Annotated in this window: 16 protein-coding genes and 2 tRNA genes; 5 read left to right on the forward strand and 13 right to left on the reverse strand. The window is 45.8% G+C overall.

Annotated elements, in window-relative coordinates:
• Window positions 1-117: 117 nt before the first annotated feature.
• A complete protein-coding gene (locus GXP69_RS14295) occupies window positions 118-837 on the forward strand; it encodes a 16S rRNA (uracil(1498)-N(3))-methyltransferase (protein ID WP_163915758.1) in 720 nt (239 codons plus the stop codon).
• A gap of 19 nt (window positions 838-856) precedes the next feature.
• Entirely contained in the window at window positions 857-1528 is a 672-nt protein-coding gene (locus GXP69_RS14300) for a DUF4159 domain-containing protein (protein WP_163915759.1), read from the forward strand.
• Window positions 1529-1631: 103 nt separating this feature from the next.
• Here the strand turns inward: GXP69_RS14300 and GXP69_RS14305 are convergent, their stop codons facing one another.
• Window positions 1632-2123 carry a hypothetical protein gene (locus GXP69_RS14305; protein ID WP_163915760.1) on the reverse strand — a complete coding sequence of 164 codons (492 nt, stop codon included), beginning with the start codon at window positions 2121-2123 and terminating at the stop codon, window positions 1632-1634.
• A 179-nt stretch (window positions 2124-2302) separates the two neighbouring features.
• Here GXP69_RS14305 and smc point away from each other — a divergent pair, with 179 nt between their 5' ends.
• Window positions 2303-5824 (forward strand): chromosome segregation protein SMC, encoded by a 3522-nt coding sequence (gene smc, locus GXP69_RS14310; protein ID WP_163915761.1) that lies wholly within the window; start codon window positions 2303-2305, stop codon window positions 5822-5824.
• Window positions 5825-5900: 76 nt separating this feature from the next.
• Here smc and GXP69_RS14315 read toward each other — a convergent pair whose 3' ends face one another.
• From GXP69_RS14315 to GXP69_RS14340, 6 genes are all read right to left on the reverse strand, one after another.
• Window positions 5901-6251, reverse strand: a complete 351-nt coding sequence (locus tag GXP69_RS14315) for an MmcQ/YjbR family DNA-binding protein (RefSeq protein ID WP_163915762.1) — start codon at window positions 6249-6251, stop codon at window positions 5901-5903.
• Between the two features lie 32 nt (window positions 6252-6283).
• The gene (locus tag GXP69_RS14320; protein ID WP_163915763.1) at window positions 6284-6835 is read right to left on the reverse strand and encodes a 1-acyl-sn-glycerol-3-phosphate acyltransferase; all 552 of its coding nucleotides are present in this window, start codon (window positions 6833-6835) and stop codon (window positions 6284-6286) included.
• 90 nt (window positions 6836-6925) lie between these two features.
• Window positions 6926-7558, reverse strand: a complete 633-nt coding sequence (locus GXP69_RS14325; RefSeq protein ID WP_163915764.1) for an autotransporter outer membrane beta-barrel domain-containing protein — start codon at window positions 7556-7558, stop codon at window positions 6926-6928.
• 178 nt (window positions 7559-7736) lie between these two features.
• Entirely contained in the window at window positions 7737-8501 is a 765-nt protein-coding gene (locus tag GXP69_RS14330) for a patatin-like phospholipase family protein (RefSeq protein ID WP_163915765.1), read from the reverse strand.
• Between the two features lie 3 nt (window positions 8502-8504).
• The gene (locus tag GXP69_RS14335; RefSeq protein ID WP_163915766.1) at window positions 8505-9350 is read right to left on the reverse strand and encodes an MBL fold metallo-hydrolase; all 846 of its coding nucleotides are present in this window, start codon (window positions 9348-9350) and stop codon (window positions 8505-8507) included.
• 191 nt (window positions 9351-9541) lie between these two features.
• Entirely contained in the window at window positions 9542-10492 is a 951-nt protein-coding gene (locus GXP69_RS14340) for an acetyl-CoA carboxylase carboxyltransferase subunit alpha (RefSeq protein ID WP_163915767.1), read from the reverse strand.
• A 224-nt stretch (window positions 10493-10716) separates the two neighbouring features.
• Between GXP69_RS14340 and GXP69_RS14345 the strand changes: the two genes are divergently transcribed.
• Together GXP69_RS14345 and GXP69_RS14350 are read left to right on the forward strand one after the other, a co-directional pair.
• A tRNA-Asp gene (locus GXP69_RS14345) sits at window positions 10717-10790 on the forward strand.
• A 56-nt stretch (window positions 10791-10846) separates the two neighbouring features.
• Window positions 10847-10920, forward strand: a tRNA-Asp gene (locus GXP69_RS14350).
• Window positions 10921-11357: 437 nt separating this feature from the next.
• On the opposite strand, the gene GXP69_RS14355 is transcribed toward GXP69_RS14350, so the two are convergent.
• The 6 genes from GXP69_RS14355 to GXP69_RS14380 form a co-directional block, all read right to left on the reverse strand.
• Window positions 11358-12101 (reverse strand): glycosyltransferase family 2 protein, encoded by a 744-nt coding sequence (locus GXP69_RS14355; protein WP_163915768.1) that lies wholly within the window; start codon window positions 12099-12101, stop codon window positions 11358-11360.
• A gap of 45 nt (window positions 12102-12146) precedes the next feature.
• Complete coding sequence (locus GXP69_RS14360) at window positions 12147-12716, reverse strand: putative colanic acid biosynthesis acetyltransferase (RefSeq protein WP_163915769.1); 570 nt, start codon at window positions 12714-12716, stop codon at window positions 12147-12149.
• Window positions 12709-13866 (reverse strand): glycosyltransferase, encoded by a 1158-nt coding sequence (locus tag GXP69_RS14365; RefSeq protein WP_163915770.1) that lies wholly within the window; start codon window positions 13864-13866, stop codon window positions 12709-12711. The genes GXP69_RS14360 and GXP69_RS14365 overlap by 8 nt, the downstream gene beginning before the upstream one ends.
• Window positions 13850-15733 (reverse strand): asparagine synthase (glutamine-hydrolyzing), encoded by a 1884-nt coding sequence (gene asnB / locus GXP69_RS14370; RefSeq protein ID WP_163915771.1) that lies wholly within the window; start codon window positions 15731-15733, stop codon window positions 13850-13852. Before asnB ends, GXP69_RS14365 begins: the two co-directional genes overlap by 17 nt.
• Before the next feature lie 505 nt (window positions 15734-16238).
• Window positions 16239-17333, reverse strand: a complete 1095-nt coding sequence (locus GXP69_RS14375; RefSeq protein WP_163915772.1) for a glycosyltransferase family 4 protein — start codon at window positions 17331-17333, stop codon at window positions 16239-16241.
• Window positions 17334-17371: 38 nt separating this feature from the next.
• The gene (locus tag GXP69_RS14380; RefSeq protein ID WP_204282045.1) at window positions 17372-18508 is read right to left on the reverse strand and encodes an O-antigen ligase family protein; all 1137 of its coding nucleotides are present in this window, start codon (window positions 18506-18508) and stop codon (window positions 17372-17374) included.
• Between the last annotated feature and the right edge of the window lie 81 nt (window positions 18509-18589).

The following is an 18589-nucleotide window of genomic DNA, read 5'->3' on the forward strand; positions in this document are numbered from 1 at the left end:
TTTACATCGGCATCAGCATAAATTTTATAGTTTCGTAACTATAGTTAGGATGCTGGAAGAAGGTCAGCAGAGAACTCAACTCATAATTCATCATTACTAATTCATAATTAAAGAAACGTGCACCTGTTTTATACACCCGATATCAGCTCAGAATTTTACACCCTTAGCGAGGAAGAGTCGAAACACTGCACACGTGTACTACGCCTGCAACAGGGCGATACCGTTTATTTGATAGATGGTGTGGGCGGGCTATATACGGCCGTAATCCAGGATGCTAACCAGAAAAAATGCCAGCTGCAGGTTATAGATAAGCAGATCGAGTACGGGAAGCTGCCTTATGTCTCGCATATAGCTGTAGCCCCTACAAAGAACCTGGACCGCATGGAGTGGTTTGTAGAGAAGGCCGTTGAAATTGGCGTGAGTGAAATTACCTTCCTGCTATGCGAACATTCAGAGCGCAGGCAGCTGCGGCTTGACAGACTGGAGAAGATCGCGATAAGCGCTATGAAGCAGTCACAAAAGGGTTATTTACCGCTATTGCATGACCTGGCCCCGTTCCATAAATTCATTTCCAAAGCCCAACCTCAACATACATTTATTGCTCATTTAGAAGAAGATGCAACTAAGTCTATTAAGCATTACTTTCAGGTAAATAAACCCCATTGCATTATGATCGGACCAGAGGGGGATTTTTCTGAAGCAGAAATTCAGGCAGCTTATAAGGCAGGCATCCGGCCGGTTACGCTTGGCGATAGCCGATTGCGCACCGAAACGGCAGCGCTAGTGGCTTGCCATACGTTACAGGTACTACACGAAATCTATTCAGCGTTAGACTGATATACTACAACTATAGTTTATGAAACGAACCCTGCTCCTGCTGCTTATAGTTTTACTTGCTATGCCTGCCATGGCGCAGCGCTATAGTTTAAAAATTGCCAAATTAAAATATAATGGCGGTGGCGACTGGTATGCCAATAAAACCTCCCTGCCCAACCTGATCAAGTTTTGCAATCAGAACCTGAACATGAACATAAAGCCCGATGAGGATGTAGTAGAAGTTGGCAGCCCGGAACTGTTCACGTATCCCTTTGTGCATATGACAGGCCATGGAAATGTAGTTTTCTCAGATGCTGAAGCACAGAACCTGCGTAACTATCTGGTAAGTGGCGGCTTCCTGCACATAGACGATAACTATGGCCTGGACAAATACATCCGGAAAGAAATGAAAAAGGTATTTCCCGAATATGAGTTTGTTGAACTCCCCTTCGACCATCCGATTTATAAGCAGAAGTATACTTTCAAGAACGGCCTTCCCAAGATACACGAGCATGATAACAAACCGCCACAGGGCTTTGGCATCATACACCAAGGGCGTTTAATATGTTTCTATAGTTACGAAACCGATTTAGGGAACGGCTGGGAAGATGCAGAAGTACACAACGACCCGGAAAACAAACGCCGCGAAGCCTTACAAATGGGTGCTAACATCCTAACGTTTGCCCTGACCCAAGGTAGCGGACTGCAATAATTCAATGTTGATTGAATGAGTGTTTGAGTGAGTAGAATCTTGTTGAACAATTTTAGACATCCTGATTACTCATTGTAGCAATCAACAATTTAACAATCAACAATTAATATCTCCTGTTAAAGATTTCGGATAGAATAAATGCATCTCTTGCCGTTTGCGGATTGCGAAGAATGGAAGGGTCAAATCGGCGGAGTGTAGTGGTTGGCTTTATACTATAGGCTCCAAAAGAATCGTGGTTGGCAATATCCGGGCGTTTCTTTACAGTTCTCTCAAGCGATACAGCTTCCGGACGGCTGTGTTCATACTTGCTTACTTTGTAAACCGGCTCTGGTATAGGCACAGGTCGCTTGGGTTCAACTATAGTTTTGGTTACGGATTTAGCCTGCTCCATTTTAGGCTGTAGTTCACGGAGAATGTCTTCGAAAGATGTAACCGGCACAGGTGGTCGTTGCTGCGGGCGCTGCACAGGCGGCGCATTTTCATCCCTAAACTTCTTTGGCTGGCTGTTATCTTCTTTAAAATTCTTTCTGTAGAAGTTAAAAATGAAATAGCCGATTGCCAGCAGTATATAAAATATGACCTTGAAATCTTCCATCTGTTCGTAGTGTAATCAAATATAGCAATTTTATAGTATAAATCCTCCTCTACTAAACCTATAGTTTAGTAAACGATAGAAATCATAAAATCTATAGTTTAATCCGCACATACTCTGTCTTACATACGAGAAATAGTCTTATTTTTGAGATTGGAATTCAGATTTTCGGCTTTTAGCGGATGCAAGTATCAAGATTAGAAATTAAAGGCTTTAAGAGTTTTGGCGACCGCGTGGTCATCAACTTCGATGAAGGAATAACAGGAATTGTGGGCCCTAACGGCTGCGGTAAATCTAACGTAGTAGATGCCATTCGTTGGGTATTGGGTGAGCAGAAAACCCGTAACCTGCGCTCCGATAAAATGGAGAACGTGATATTCAACGGCTCCAAAACACGCAAACCGGTGCAGATGGCCGAAGTTTCCATCACCTTTGATAACAACAAAGGCATTCTGCCTACTGAATACTCCCAGGTAACTGTTACACGCCGCTACCACCGCTCCGGCGATAGCGAATACATGCTGAACGGTGTTCCCTGCCGCCTGAAAGATATCAATGAACTCTTCCTAGATACTGGTATCGGCTCAGATAGCTATGCGATCATAGAGTTGAAGATGGTGGACGAGATCCTGAACGATAAGGAAAACTCGCGCCGCCTGCTGTTTGAAGAAGCTGCCGGTATTTCCAAATTCCGTGTCCGTAAAAAACAGACGCTGAAAAAACTGGAAGAAACTGACGCCGACCTGGAACGCGTTGAAGACGTGTTGTTCGAGATCGGCAAGAACATGAAAACGCTGGAGCGCCAGGCCAAACAGGCGATAAAGTACTTTCAGTTAAAGGAAGACTATAAGAAGCATAGCCTGGAGTTTGCCCGTCGCAATATAAGCCAGTACCAGCAAACCATGGAGCGTCTGGAGCAGGATGTGCAGCGCGAAACTACCCTGAAAGAGGAATATGTTGTTGCTGTAACTGAAGCAGAAGACGCCATTGCCGATCAGAAAGAAGAACTGAATCGCACGCAGGAACAGCTCGGCGAAATGCAGAAAACCATGCAGGTGCAGACTGCTAAACTGCGCCAGCTGGAAAACGATATTAAATTAAAAGCGGAAAGAAGCACCTACCTGAAAGAGCGCATCACGCAGCTTCGCCAACAGATAAGCCAGGATGCATCGAACGTAGAACATATACAGGACAGTATAGTGGAGCTACGTGAAGAACTGGAAGCTGTGCAGGAGCAGTTTGGTACTGCCGAAGAGCAGGTTCAGGCGCTAAGAGAGCAGCTGCAAGAGGCAAACGAACAGAAGCAAGCATTACAGGATTCTTTCCAAGACCTGAGCCTGCAGCACCGCGACAAGCAGAACGCTGTTTTCCAGCACCACAAGCAACTGGAGATAAGCAATGTGCAGATACAATCCATAGTTGCTGACCTGGAGCGCATGGAACAGCAACAGCTTACTGCCGATGAAGATGCGCAACTACTGGCAGAACAATTACAGGAAGCGCAGGAGCTTTTAGAAAATACAACTACTGAACTGGTAAACCTGCAAGCAAAAGAAGAAATACTGCTGCAAAACATTGAGAAAACGGAGCAGGAAATAGAGGCCCTAAAAGAGCAGCTTGTAAACCTGAACCGTACCCGAGATGCCAAGCAAAACCAGTATCAGCTGACCAAATCGCTTGTTGAGAACATGGAGGGCTTTCCAGAGGCGATCAAGTTTCTTGCGCAGTCCGGCGACTGGCAAAAGCCTGCTCCTCTCCTTTCGGATATTATAGTTTGTGAACCTGAGTATAAAGGGCTTGTAGAGAGCTACCTGGAGCCTTACATGAACTTCTTTGTAGTGGATGAGCTGCAGGATGCCTTGCATGCTGTGAAGCTGCTAAAGAGCCAGAATAAAGGCCGCGCAAACTTTATCATTCTTTCAGAGATTGAAGAATTGGAGCCAACAGCCACCTTTACGGAAGGCGAACTGAAGGCTGCATATGAGGTAGTAAAAGCCGACAAGAAATATAGCGACCTGTTGAAGTACATGCTCAACAATGTATACATCAGCGATGAAGTTGACCTGTACGATATCGACTATAAAACTATACTGCTGAAAGACGGCTCAGCCATTAAAAAGCCGTTGAGCTTAACCGGTGGTTCGGTTGGCGTGCTGGACGGAAACCGTTTAGGCCGCAAAAAGAACCTGGAAGATTTAGCAGTTGAGGTTGCAGAGCTTGAGAAACAAACGGACCTGCTGCAAAGCCGCGTTAATACCCAGCAGCAAATTCTATTAAACTATAAGGGTGAGTCACAGAAGGACCGTATAAAAGAACTGGAACGTGAAGTTGCCAAGCAACAACAGGAATTATTAACGATCCGCATCCGGCACGAGCAACACCAGCAGAACCGCCATAACTATACCCAAAAGAAGGAAGAGTTACTACAGCGCAAAAGCGAACTCAGCAAACTTGCTTTAGAAATGTCGCCTGTGGCTGAAACAGACCAACTGGAACTGAAGCGCCTGGAAGAAGAGCTGGCCGTTTATACATCGCAACTGAACCGCCAGCAGGAACAGATTACCGTGATAAACGGCATGTATAACCAGGAGAATATCCAGTTTCACCATCTCAAAAACCGCTTTGCGAGCTTACAACAGGAGATCAGTTATAAGCAGAAAACGGTTGAAACAAACCAGGAGCGCATCGAAAACCTGAAGCAGGAAATGGCGAAGGCTGAGGATGAAATAACGATAGCCAACTCATTTATAGAGGAGAACGAAGCTATAGTTGAACAGATGATTGAAGCCCGCCGGGAGTTTGGCTACGAACTGGAGGAAATAGAAAAGAAATACTTCAGCCTGCGTGGGGAGTTGGATGAGAAAGACAAAATGATCCGCGAACTGCAGCGCAAACGCCAGAACGCAGATGAACTCCTGATGCGCATGCAGCAAACCCTGAATGATACTAAAATCAAGCTGGTGTCGGTGCAGGAGCGTCTGGCAGTGGAGTTTAACATCGAAACCACCGACCTGCAACTGCCAGCCGATGAAACTATAGAAATGGTTACCGAAGACTTGGGTAAGTATATTTCTGAGCTGCGCACTGCGATAGATAAAATGGGCCCTGTTAATGCTATGGCCGCAGAAGCTTATGTGGAGATAGAAGAACGTAACAAGTTTATTACAGAGCAACGCAACGACCTGGTTAACGCTAAAAACACGCTAATCGATACCATCAACGAAATCGATACGGTAGCTAAGGAGAAATTCCTAGAGTCGTTTAACCAGATCAAGAGCAACTTTATACGCGTGTTCCGCAGCCTGTTTACCGACGAAGACAACTGCGACCTGGTCATTACAGATCCAAGTAACCCGTTGGATTCGCGCATCGAGATCATGGCGCAACCAAAAGGCAAGCGTCCGTTAACTATAAACCAGCTTTCGGGTGGGGAGAAAACGCTGACGGCCATTTCACTGTTGTTTGCAATCTACCTGCTGAAGCCTGCTCCGTTCTGTATCTTTGATGAAGTGGATGCACCGCTGGATGATGCTAACATTGACAAGTTTAACAACATCATCCGTACTTTCTCCAACGACTCGCAGTTTATAGTTGTAACGCACAACAAACGCACCATGGCCTCAACCGATGTAATGTATGGTATCACCATGATTGAAGCTGGTATCTCCAGAGTTATCCCGGTAGACTTGAGACAGATCGCTTAACCTATAGGTAAACTATAAAATAAAAAGGCTCCCGAACTATAGTTTGGGAGCCTTTTTAATGCAAGCAACTATAGTTCTAAACTATAGCATCAATCTCTTTCTGTGTTTTCTTAGGCAATTTTGCTTTTACTAAACCATAGCTCTGCTTAACATAATTATTCCACTCAGCATCAGTAAGAACACTCCACTCCTGCACATTCACCCATTTGTTACGAGCCATATAAGGTGCTGGAATAATACCCGGCCTGGCTACCATTCCATCAAACTCTTCGTCAGTCACTTTAAACGAAACCGAGTGAGGCGGATCTATACTGGTTACACAGAACATCTTTTCACCAACTAAAAAGCAAAGGTCTGCCCCCCACTTAATATCTTCTGTTACACCCGGTAAAGCCAGGCACAGCGCACGCAGTTCTTCTATATTCACTTTCTAACTTTTTAACTTCCCAACTTTCTAACTTACCGCACTCCGTTCTCCGGAAACTTGGCTGTTTTCGTACGATAGAATGCCATGATCTTCTCCAGATCAGCTTCAATATCGCCAGTAGGGTAAATAGTTGGGCCAACACCGGCTTCTTTCTTGGCATAATCCAGGTAACCTAAAACTATAGGTACGCCTGCCCCTAAGGCAACATAATAAAAGCCACGGCGCCAGCGAGGTTGGTATTTACGCGTGCCTTCCGGTGTTACCAGCACACACATATCGCCCGGCGTTTCATTGAAAATACGCACCATGGCATCAACCATTCTGGTATTTTTAGAACGGTCTATAGGCAGGGCTCCCATTGCCTTGAGCAATGGCCCGAATGGGAAAGCCATGAATTCTTTTTTAATAGTGAAGCGGATCGGAGCTTCCATCAGGTAAAATGCAGCACGGGCGTAAATAAAATCCCAGTTACTGGTGTGCGGTGCAGCCACCATTACACAGCGGCGATTCTCAGGAGTCAGGTTGCCATTCAGTTTCCAGCCGGCAACTTTAAAGATTAGTTTTGCTAAAAGTTTTCCAAACATGTGGGTGTGTACAGATATGCAGCTGCTAATATAGCTGCAACAGCTTATTTAATAAAATCAAGCTGTATAAATACACACATTACGGCGCAATTACAAACCAATTTTTATTACGTGCGCCCTCTTACGCAATAAATACGACTGAAAGCCTACACCTACCAATGGCCCCATGGTGGTATAAACTTTATCGTCCTTGCTCTGCCTGAAATACCGGAAAGATAACATTGGCTCAATGGAAAACTTTTCGTTGAAAAAGAAAGCATACCCAACCGATAGCGTTCCTTCTAGCAGGTTAGACTGAAAGCCATCAGAGAAGCTATGTTTACCTAAACCAACACCTGCCTCACCAAACACACCATTAATCAGGTAATAGCGCACAAAAGGGCCGCCCAGAAAATAAGTCTTCCTGAAAGGCTCCTGCTCCGGATCAGAAGTTATTTTTGTGCTTTCATGGTAGAGATTCAAATTCAGGCCAATGGCAAGATCGTTCATGATAAAATAGCCGTTTTTAGCATTCAGGTTCGCCTGTATTTTAAGCCCATCCTCCTTCACACCCGTCGTGTTATGCAGGTTATCAGATGTTTTGTAGGCAAAGCCGCTGGCTGATCCACCAAGTAATATAGAGCCATGTTTTACCTTAGCCCGGAACATAAAACTCTCATTCTCCTGTGCAAATACAAAAACCGTAATTAGCAGAAAAAGTACCAGCAGTATAACTTGCTTCATAAAATGTAAGGTGATTTATGGATATACCCTTTTACGAAGCATAAATAATAAGATTCGAATTTTAACTATAATTTTTACAAATTAATATAATACAAACTATAGATAAGGATCTACTAATATTATAATTATATAATCAGCTATTGTTGCGGTTTAAAACTATAGAACAACACGATAAGGTTTACTTTCCAAGTAAGTGCTTTAAGTGCCTTTCCAGGTGCAAAGTGTAGCGATATCCTATATCAAAGAGTTCGTCGGCCTTACGGTAGCTCATAAGCCGGTAATATTTCAATTCAGGTGGCTCAATCAGGAAATCACATAGGTGCAGGCGCATTTTAACGTTGTTAGTGATAGCAAGGTGTGCTGTGCGTTCTACTATGCTCCGGAGGGTGGTTACTTTTGCCTGATGATTGATCGGGTTAACGTGTACCCCAATCTTTATATCACAGTTCTGATGCAGCGGATCTAAGGGCAAGTTATTCAGTAAACCTCCATCGTTGAGTAGTTTACCCTGATAAGAGATTGGGTGGTATAGTATAGGCACTGCAGAGGATGCTATCAGTGGCTTGATAATTTCGCCGGTAGAGAAATAAACGGTAACCCCTTCGTTCATTTCTGTAGCACTAATGATAACCGGAATCTTAAGTTCTTCAAAAGTAATATGGGCGCCGAGGTATTTATTGTATAGTTTCTCTACTTCATCCAAATGCAGCAAACCAGCCTCACCAATTGCGGGGCGAATGATCTTAAAAATACTCAGCTCTTTTATAAGCTTCAGAATCTCAACAGGACTATAGCCCGCCGCATAAAACACCGAAACTATAGCCCCGGAACTTACTCCGGAAAATATGGATACTTTTATGCCAAGTTCATCAAAAGCTTTTAAGACGCCCAAGTGGGCAATTCCACGCGCTCCCCCACCCGATAATGCTAAGCCAACCTTCACAGGCTACAATTCGCTAAGGCTGAATGTTTCTTTCAGGCGCACGCCTTTCTCGGTGTGCTGTACAGTGCAGCATTCGTTAACTGCATCGTGCTCAAAAAAGAGGATATAATTCTCATCTGCCGCCTTGTTCATGAAAGCTGCTTTCTCATCCAGTGTCAGCAATGGCCTGGTATCATACCCCATTACATAAGGTAACGGAATATGCCCGATAGATGGCAGTAAATCGGCCATGTATACCAGTTTGTGTCCTTTATAGTTAAGTACTGGTAACATCATTTTATCGGTATGCCCATTCATATACAACACTTCATCAAACTGTGAGATACCTGAAGCCTGATTAGGTTCTAAAAACTTCAGATGCCCGCTTTCCTGCATCGGCAATATGTTTTCTTTCAGGAAAGAGGCTTTTTCACGTTGATTTGGTTCTGTTGCCCACTTCCAATGGTCAGCATTAGACCAATAGGTAGCGTTCGGGAAAACAAGTTCCAGGGCACCTTCTGTGTTTTTATACTGAACACCGCCACCACAATGGTCGAAGTGCAGGTGTGTCAGGAACATATCAGTAACATCTTCTGGAGCAAATCCGGCTTTTTTCAGCGAGCTTTTCAGGGAAGCCTCCCCGTGAAGGTAATAATGGCTGAAGAACCTGGCATCCTGTTTGTCTCCAATCCCGTTATCGATCAGGATCAGGCGGTCGCCATCTTCAATCAATAAGCAACGCATAGCCCAGGCACAAAGGTTATTCTCGTCTGCAGGGTTGGTGCGCTGCCAGATTGTTTTAGGAACAACACCGAACATGGCACCACCATCCAGCTTAAAAAATCCTGTATCAATAACGTGAAGCTTCATTGTTAGAAAGTTAAAAAGTTGGGAAGTTAGAAAGGTAGAAACGTGGAATAAAACCTATAGTTTGAAATGAAGAGACTATCTTTTTATGATTGCTTAAACTTATACAATCAACTGGGCCAATATATCAAAACAAAAAGAGGTAACAAAACCGGAGCTCCATTACCTCTTTAACTTTCTAACTTCTAAACTTTTTAACTCTCCAACACCACTCCCATATCCGAGAATTTCTCGATACGCTGCATGATGCGCTCTTCCGTATCCAATGACTCCAATTCATCGAGCAGCTTTATAATTTCGCGCTTCATGGTTTTCATCATTTTATCCGGCTCTGTGTGCGCACCGCCAAGTGGCTCTTTTATTATGCCATCAATAAGCTTATGCTGCAGCATATCTTTAGCCGTTAGCTTAAGGGCTTCTGCTGCCTGCTCTTTATAGTTCCAGCTTCTCCAAAGTATAGATGAGCAAGATTCAGGAGAGATAACAGAGTACCAGGTATTCTCCAGCATCATCACTTTGTCACCTATGGCGATGCCCAACGCACCACCCGAAGCACCTTCGCCTATAATGATGCAGATAACCGGTACCTTCAGCATGAACATCTCTTTCAGGTTACGGGCAATTGCCTCTCCCTGCCCGCGCTCTTCAGCCTCCAAACCCGGAAATGCACCTGGTGTATCAATAAGCGTTACGATTGGTCTACCAAACTTTTCAGCCATTTTCATCAGGCGAAGCGCCTTACGATAGCCTTCTGGGTTAGCCATACCGAAGTTACGTAGCTGGCGCTGCTTTGTATTACGGCCCTTCTGCTGACCGATAAACATGATGCTACGGCCATCTATTTCACCAAAACCTCCTACCATGGCTTTATCATCACCTACAGTACGGTCACCATGAAGTTCAACAAACTTATCGGTGATGCCATTAATATAATCAAGTGTATAGGGTCTGTCTGGATGGCGGGAAAGTTGCACGCGCTGCCAACGGGTAAGATTGGCATACGTCTCCTTTTTCAGGTTCTTTATTTTTTCTTCCAGAGCCTTTACCGCCTCCGAAACGTCTACCTGGCTCTCGCTGGCCAGCTTTTTCATTTCTTGCAGTTTTCCTTCTAAGGCGGCAATTGGTTGTTCGAAATCTAAAAGCATATTTTTATCGCTGATAATTCGGTACAAATTTAACTAATTATCCAAACTCACGCAGCGAAGAATAAAAATATACTTGCTACTTTAAAATAAATGCAGTGTGTTACAGCAAATTAGGTTTTTTACATCAAAATATAGTGCGAAAAATATGCTTAGGTGTTGCAGAATCCGAAATTACGCTATACATTTGCATCACTTTAACGAACAGCGTTAGGGAAAACAAAGTTGGTCCGGTAGTTCAGTTGGTTAGAATGCCGCCCTGTCACGGCGGAGGTCGCGGGTTCGAGTCCCGTCCGGACCGCAGATTATCTGCGGTAAACGCAAGTAGAGCAAAAGGCTCTTCTATTTCAAATTATTGGTCCGGTAGTTCAGTTGGTTAGAATGCCGCCCTGTCACGGCGGAGGTCGCGGGTTCGAGTCCCGTCCGGACCGCTCTTGCAAAGAGCCCTTGAATTGGTTTTCAAGGGCTCTTTTGTTTTACGCAGGATTTACGGGATTGAACGGATGAACAGGACTTCTCTCCTGTTGTCACTCCAGCTACTGACAACCTAGCTACTTTGCCCGTTGCATCAGATATTTGCCCGTAAAGCTATGTAGTGATCGTACTCTTCCGGCTCGGGAATTATTCCCGTCTCTTCTTATGAGGTCGTGTCTGTGACTTAGCCTGGCGAGCAAGCCAAACTTCTGCCGGCATATACGATTAGCTGCCCTATAGAACTATAGCCAGTTCCTGCTCACACTGAAATTCTTTCAATTTAGACTCAGCCAACTACAGCTAAAACTTCATCTCCCATCCCAACTAACAGATGAAGAGGTAGTGAGACAGGGATGGTTAGTGGCGACCATAGCAAAGACCTAGAAATCCTGGATTATATAAACTGAACAAGTTTACGCAAGGGCTTCAGAAAGCGGGTATAGAATGGGGGATTTAAGCCATTGATGCGCCAGGCCCTGTAATCTTCCTGGTTTGCCCGGATACGGTTCTTTAATGTTACGTTGCTCTTGCCCCCTACCCGCATACGCACCAGAACCTCTGGAAGGTAAATGGTTGATATATTGTGCTTGTAAAGGTAGCGGAGCATAAGTTCGTAATCGGCAGCACTTTTAAAGCTTGTATTATATAAACCAAGCCGCTCGTATACTTCACGCTTTACATAGAAAGTAGGGTGCGGTGGCATCCAGCCCAACAGGAAGTTCTCACGCTTATAGTTTCCCGACACCCAGTTGCGCACAACCTTAGCTATATTGGCTTTCTGCACATAAAGCAGATCAGCGTAAACACTATCAGTATGGTAATCCTGAAAGGCTCTGGCCACCTGCGCGATACTTTCCGTTGAATAGAAAATATCATCCGAATGCAGCAGGCCAATAACCTCACCCGTAGCCAGGCTTATTCCTTTATTGATGGCATCATACAGGCCATTGTCTCTCTCCGATATAAACTTGGAGATCCTGTTACCATAGCGCTGTATCACTTCTACTGTCCCGTCAGTCGACTGACCGTCAACTATAATATACTCCACATCCGGGTACGTCTGCCCCAGCACCGATTCAATGGCATCGGCAATTGTTTCACGATTGTTATAGACGATGGTGATGATGGAGATCTTCAAGGGTTGAACTGCTGGGTTGTTAAATGGATTGATTGTTACGCGTAGCTATGAATGTATCAGGCGTTCTCGCTTTGGAATGGCAGGGTTCCCCTGGTAAAGCATGTAGGGCTTGAGATCAGTAGTAGCCACCGAGCCGGCAGCCAGCACGCTATGCGAACCACACGTTATTGCCGGACAAACCATAGCCTTTGCTCCTATCCAACACCCCTCCTCCAGTATTATTGTCCCTACTATCAGGTCAAAAGTAGGTCTTTTATAGTTGTGGCTCCCGGTAAGCAGTATAGCACCCTGCGAAAGGGTAACATTATCTTTTATAGTTACCTGCGACAGATTATCGATCCAGACGTTCTCTCCTATCCATACATGGTTTCCTATCGTCAGCAGCCAGGGGTATTTGATGTTTACGGATGGCTTAATGACCACTCCCTTCCCTATGTTGGCTCCGAACAGGCGCAGCAATGCTACTTTAAGGGAGCTAAGCGGGTTTATGGGATTTATAAAGAACAGCACGTTCACCACAAACCAGAGCAGCCGCTTTATACCGCCTGCACCAGGGTTGTACCAGTCGTTGTTGTATTTTGACAGGTCAACAGTAGCTTGTTGTTCTTCAGTCATGCGAAACTCCAAATAACGCTTTGTTCTGTTGTATGATTTCGTCTGTAATCACTCGTTGTTGCAGAAACCGTTGGGTGTTGCTGCTTAGTACCTGGTAAGTATTATTGCCCATTCTCACACATTTCGTTAGCACTTCTATAAAGGCTTGTTTGTTATCCAACGCAAGGTCCCAGCCAACCTGTTCCTCCTCTAAGTTGCGCCATGGGGTCTGATCACTAATAATAACCGGGCAACCACTCGCCCAGGCCTCCACAATAACATGCCCGTAGTTCTCGCTATAGGTAGGCAACAGCATAAAATGGAAGCTCTTCAAAACCTCTGGTAGCTTGGGGTTTGGTATGGCTCCGTCATAGTGCACTACTATATTCTCGGGCAGCTTGCTTATCACCTCTTGGCATTTCTGCCAGTACTTCTCATCTTCCACAGGGCCAAGAATTGTAAAGTTTACAGATCTCTGCACCTGTAATGCTGCTAAAAGCTCCAGTGCTCCCAGCAGGTTTTTCTTGGGAGAAATACGGGATAAAAAGAAAAAAGCCGTGTTCTCTGCTGTTTTGATCTTATCCGTGCTGACAGTACCAGCGGAAGCAATGTTCGTAGCAACCTTGACTTTAACCCTTCCTCCAAAAACAGCCCTGATTTCCTCAGCCTCCACGGAAGTTGAGGCATGCCAGGTAATACCCCGGAAAAGACCGGCGGACTTAGCTCCAAGTAAAAAGAGCCGCTTCTTATTCTTCTTCAGGTTTAATGCTCCTGGTCCCAGCATACCACGGGGTGCCAGCACTACCTCCGCGTTCCCCCCATTCAGTTTATTTGCAAGTAAAGGTAACAGCGTATAAGGTACAGAAAAAAGGCTGTTAAAGTACAAGGTTTGATAATTCTCTTCCTGCAGCAACTTCCGAAATACGTGTAACTTCTGGTGCGCCGCATCCAGGTACATTACCCGAAAGCCATCCTGCTGCAGCCAGGTGTTTGCCTGTATATGCTTATATGGCTCCGGTTCTCCGAAATCAATATTGCTTGTAATAATACTGAAATCTACGTGCTTACTGAGGCTTTGTACAATATTTGCAACGGACTTAATAGGCCCTCCAGCTTTGTAACCTGGTAGAAACCAGTCTACAAAAACCAGTACTTTAGGCTTCGATACCATGTGCTTCTAACCAGTTTTCCAGTACAACAAGATACCATACCCTGGCCCAGGTAACCGCCGGATCGCCTGCCAGGAAGCGTTGCCATAGTTGCTGCACTTCCTGCGGCACAAGTATACCACGCTTGCCAAGGCTATTCAGACGTTGTTCGGCAAAGGTATAAAGCTCCTGTCTCAGCCAGTTCTGCCAGGGCAGTATAAAGCCCATCTTCGGCCTGTTAATGATATCCATCGGCAGCAGATCTCCCAAGGCATCAGTCAGCAGCTTTTTAGGAGAGGTCGGATATTTATAGCTGTCAGGCACTCCCAGCACATACTCCACCAGCTCATAATCCAGGAAAGGGACGCGGACTTCAAGGGCATGCGCCATACTCATCTGGTCAGTGTCACGCAGCAGGGTATTCTGCATATAGCTCGTTATTTCCGCTACAGATACCTGGCTCAGCAGCGGCATGTTTACTCCATGCTGTACCTGCCTGTTATTGCTTTCCCGCACAAGCTGCTGCACCCGGTTCTCCTCCAGCGATGTGCGTCCTGTCAGTTGCTGTAAAAATTCATCCGTGTAAAACTGCCGAGTAATCGGGTAAGCACCACTAAGATCCCAGGAAGAAAGGTTGAGCAACTCACTTATCTTGGTGCTGGCTACAGAAGGCTTCAGCTTCCTGATCGTGAATCCTGCAGCTCTCCGGACTGCGAGCGGCAGCCTGGCAACCCACCGGTACTGCTGCAAAGCAGCCATCCGATTAAACACATCGTAGCCGGCAAACAGTTCGTCGCCGCCCAGCCCCGAGAGCGCCATCGTGATGCCTGCCTCTTTGGTGACCTTGGATACAACATAGGTATTGGGTCCATCTCCGCTCGGGTGGTCCATGGCCTGTAGCGCGGCGGGTATCAGTTCCAGGAAATTATCAGGTGTTAACCTGATCTCCGTGTGGTCGGTATTGAATTTCTTAGCGACAGCGGCTGCATAGCGGGCTTCGCTGAAGGCTTCTTCCTCGAAGGTAACAGAAAAGGTTTTCACGCGCTGCGAGGCAACCCGGCTCATCAAGCCCACAATAGCGCTGGAGTCGATTCCTCCCGAGAGAAAAGCACCGAAAGGCACATCAGCCACCAGCCTGCGCTCCACGGCCCGCTGCAACAGGGTATACACCTCCTGTTTTATTTCTGTGTAGCTCTTCCCTTCGGAACGTCTGCTATAGTTTGTTTCCGGAGCCCAATAGCCGGCAATAGTTGCCCCGCCATCTTTGATATGCATATAATGACCGGGCAGCAGCATGAGCACCCCCAGTACCATTGTTTCCGGGGCATGCACCGTCTGGTAACGCAGGTAATCTGCCAGTGCTGCCTTGTTTAGTTTGCGAGGCAACAGTCCGCTGGCAAGCAGCCCGCGGACCTCAGAGCAGAACAGTACTACTTCCCCGCTTTGATAATAGTATAGCGGCTTTATGCCCAGCCGGTCGCGGAACAGGTATACTTCGTTGCGTGCTTTGTCATGAATTGCGAAGGCAAACATGCCGTTAAAGCGATGAACGCATGCTGTTCCCCATTTCTGCCAGGCAGCAAGTATTACTTCCGTATCGGTTTGTGTCTGGTAAGGATAATCGTATAGTTCCTGACGCAGCTCTCTATAGTTGTAGATCTCACCGTTAAAGACCAGCACAAGATTGCCATCGGCACTGTGCATGGGCTGGTGCCCGGCGCAGGACAGGTCAATAATGGAAAGCCTGCGTTGCCCCAGAGCTATGCCTGGCGTTACCCAACTGCCGCAATCGTCCGGCCCGCGGTGCGCAATAGCCCCGTTTATGACATTCAGAATGCCGGTAGCCCTCTCAGTTGCTGCTACCCCTATTACGCCGCTAATTCCGCACACCTTTTTTAGTAATTATGAATTAGAAATTATGAATTAGGAATGGGTAGTTTTTACATTTCTGTAAGTCTGCCCACTCCGGCTCTCCCTGATACTAAGGATGCTTCATTCTCCTTTTGCTGGCGCAGGTCTGTAATCCATGACCTACCTATACTGTTGGATTTGTAATTCAACCGCGCCTGAAGCCTAACTATAGTTTGTAGCGTGCCAGGGTACTTACTGCTCTTTATAATTTACATATCGCTCTTTCAGATTTGCAATCCGAAAGTACCTTACTCTTAGGATTTGTAATCCGATCTTACCCGCAGGCTAGCTATAGGCAACGTAAAAGACTAAAATCGGATTACAAATCCTTATAATAATTGCTTCCGGATTGCAAATCCGGAAGAGCAGTAAGAGCAACGAAGTTATTAAATTAAACAACTTTCTTCTTTCCTATACATAGTAAAAAGCCGCTATGGCGTCAAGATATAACCTGTTTGCATAAGCTGCTTTAATGATTACCCTCTCAAAAGTCCGGATGATGCTGTGAAGTCGTGACAGGTTCCGGCTGCAGGAGCCCCATCAACTTTTCCGCCCAAATAGATGGCGTATTCTGCAAAGCAAATGCTGCACTTTTTTCCCCCATTTGCTGTAGTTCCTGTTCGCTCAAGGACACAACTTGCTGTATGGCACACTTTAAGGCACCTACATCTCCTGCCTTAAAATTATAGCCGTTCACTCCTTCCTTCAGAAAGGCTGTGGCAGCCCCTACGGCATTGCTGCAGAGCAACGGGAAACCGGCAGCTGCAAACTCGTGTACCACTACACCCCAGGGCTCAAAATGCGAAGGTAATACAAACACACCTGTCTGGCTAATGAACTGCGGCAAATCTGCAGGCTGCACAAAACCGATGTGCCTGATCTTCGGGTGCTTCGCAGCTGTAGCTTCCAAAGGCCCTGTTCCCAGGCACCAGAGTTCCCATTCATTCGGCTGCTCTTCCTGCAATTGGATGAAAGCCTGCCACAAGTCTGTTATCCCTTTCTGCGGCACATAACGGCCTACATAGATAAAACGCTTCGGAAACACACTCCCTTTTACAGCATTTTCCTGCTTGTAAATAGCCTGGAAATATGGCACATCAGCAGAATAGTACCCTTGCAGAATATGCTGATCTTTAAAACCCAGTTTAAGTGCATACGCCTTTTGCGGAGCACCAGCCACAAAGGCATGTGTGAAAAGTCGTTGTAAGGTAAATGGTGCCACTACGCGCGCTAGTTGCTGTTTAAGGGTACCCTGCCAATGGTTGTCCATCCCTACCAGCACTGGTATCTGTTTTTTAAAAGACCGGACCACGGCCAGGTACTCCTTATCCATCCAGCCGCTGCAAAATACAAAGGCAGGGTTAATTGTGTGGCTTAGCTCGACCAGTTGCTCACGGCTATACACCTGCTTTTCGTACACCCGCACTCCATCAGGTATAGCAAACTGAAAAGGTGCCTCTCTGTTTACCGGCCAGCGCACAAGATGCACTTCTACCGCATGTTCCTCCGTGAGCGCTCTAATGCAGGACAGAAAATACCCGGCAAGCTCGGTATATAGAAAAAGGACTTTAGTCTTCATTTTGTATGTTATTTCGCCACTTCTCACCCGGTTAGAAACTATAGCTTGCTACTACGTGGCTGGAAAACAGGCAACCTTGGCTCACTAATAGGTTCAGCCTCTGGTAAAACGGCCTGTTCATCTTTTACAATATAAATAAGCAGCGTGAGCAACATCAGTACCTGTATGGTAAACGGGTTTAGCGATGCCGCCAGCCAGGACTCTACCATGTTGGAAGCAATAACAGCAAAGGCAATAGGGAATGCCAGGTAAGAGTTTTTAGCTGCCTTCAGGAACAATGTTGCCCACCCTACTATAAACAGGACCAGCCCTATAAGTCCGGTATCCAGCCACACCGTAAGGAAGGCATTGTGCGCGTTGCCTTCATGCCCCCGCATGCTGAGTTCCCAGAAGTGCTGGTGGTATATCCATTCTGTGAAGCTAAATCCCCTGCCAATCCAGAAATTCTTAGGTATTTGTTCCCAGGCAAATTCACGGGCCACCACCCTTCCCCCACCAGCCTCCAGAGTATCTACTCTTAAATAGTTCTCAAACCCTAAGGTGTGTGCAATGGCTACAATATCAATATCTATAGTTACCAGCATAATTCCGATTAGAGCAGAAATCAGCAGGCCCGCCGTTTTATTCCATTTAGATAAAAACATAGTAACCAGGAATACAATGACGGCAATAGTTTGCCCGCGGGAGCCGCTCCAGATAAGAGATGAAAAAATAAGCAGGTAGATGATGAGGTGCATTCTTTTAGAAGTAACCTCCGGGAAGTAATGCTTTATGGTAAAATATAGCATAAAGAACAAGAAACAGAACATGCCGAGGCCATTTGGATTACCTAACGCACCTGACGAGCGTCCCCCTCCTGCATACATTACCAGCGATGGATTAACCAGGTACATGATGTAACCTGCTAGCAGCACGGCAGTGCCCAGGTAAACGATGGCTTTCAGGAAATCTGTTTGATGCGCTCTGTACAAACTATAGAACAGCACTGGCACAATCAGGAAAAGTAACAAGTAGGAAAACGTTTTCTGGAAAGCAGTGAAAGGAACCGGGCTAAAAATGATGCAGAAGAAAGCAAATATTGCAAAGGGTAAAAGGAGCCTGTGCAATGACTTGCCGATATCTAAGGGAAGGGTATCACGACGGAAAAAGATGAAGGGCAGCAGGAGCAAAGGCATCAACAGCGTTTTCAGATCCTGTGAAAAGGAAAGGGCACGTATTCTGCTATCAGAAAGAATGAGTGTGAAAAAGAACAGAGT

It is taken from the genome of Pontibacter burrus, assembly GCF_010686685.1.
In the GTDB taxonomy this organism is placed as follows: Bacteria; Bacteroidota; Bacteroidia; order Cytophagales; family Hymenobacteraceae; genus Pontibacter; species Pontibacter burrus.

Coding starts and splice junctions, on each gene's coding strand:
- GXP69_RS14320 (WP_163915763.1), bottom strand. CDS start 6,835: ATGTTTGGAAAACTTTTAGCAAAACTAATCTTTAAAGTTGCCGGCTGG.
- GXP69_RS14360 (WP_163915769.1), bottom strand. CDS start 12,716: ATGACTGAAGAACAACAAGCTACTGTTGACCTGTCAAAATACAACAAC.
- GXP69_RS14375 (WP_163915772.1), bottom strand. CDS start 17,333: ATGAAGACTAAAGTCCTTTTTCTATATACCGAGCTTGCCGGGTATTTT.
- smc (WP_163915761.1), top strand. CDS start 2,303: ATGCAAGTATCAAGATTAGAAATTAAAGGCTTTAAGAGTTTTGGCGAC.
- GXP69_RS14340 (WP_163915767.1), bottom strand. CDS start 10,492: ATGCTTTTAGATTTCGAACAACCAATTGCCGCCTTAGAAGGAAAACTG.
- GXP69_RS14365 (WP_163915770.1), bottom strand. CDS start 13,866: ATGGTATCGAAGCCTAAAGTACTGGTTTTTGTAGACTGGTTTCTACCA.
- GXP69_RS14335 (WP_163915766.1), bottom strand. CDS start 9,350: ATGAAGCTTCACGTTATTGATACAGGATTTTTTAAGCTGGATGGTGGT.
- GXP69_RS14380 (WP_204282045.1), bottom strand. CDS start 18,508: ATGCCTTTGCTCCTGCTGCCCTTCATCTTTTTCCGTCGTGATACCCTT.
- GXP69_RS14300 (WP_163915759.1), top strand. CDS start 857: ATGAAACGAACCCTGCTCCTGCTGCTTATAGTTTTACTTGCTATGCCT.
- GXP69_RS14325 (WP_163915764.1), bottom strand. CDS start 7,558: ATGAAGCAAGTTATACTGCTGGTACTTTTTCTGCTAATTACGGTTTTT.
- GXP69_RS14305 (WP_163915760.1), bottom strand. CDS start 2,123: ATGGAAGATTTCAAGGTCATATTTTATATACTGCTGGCAATCGGCTAT.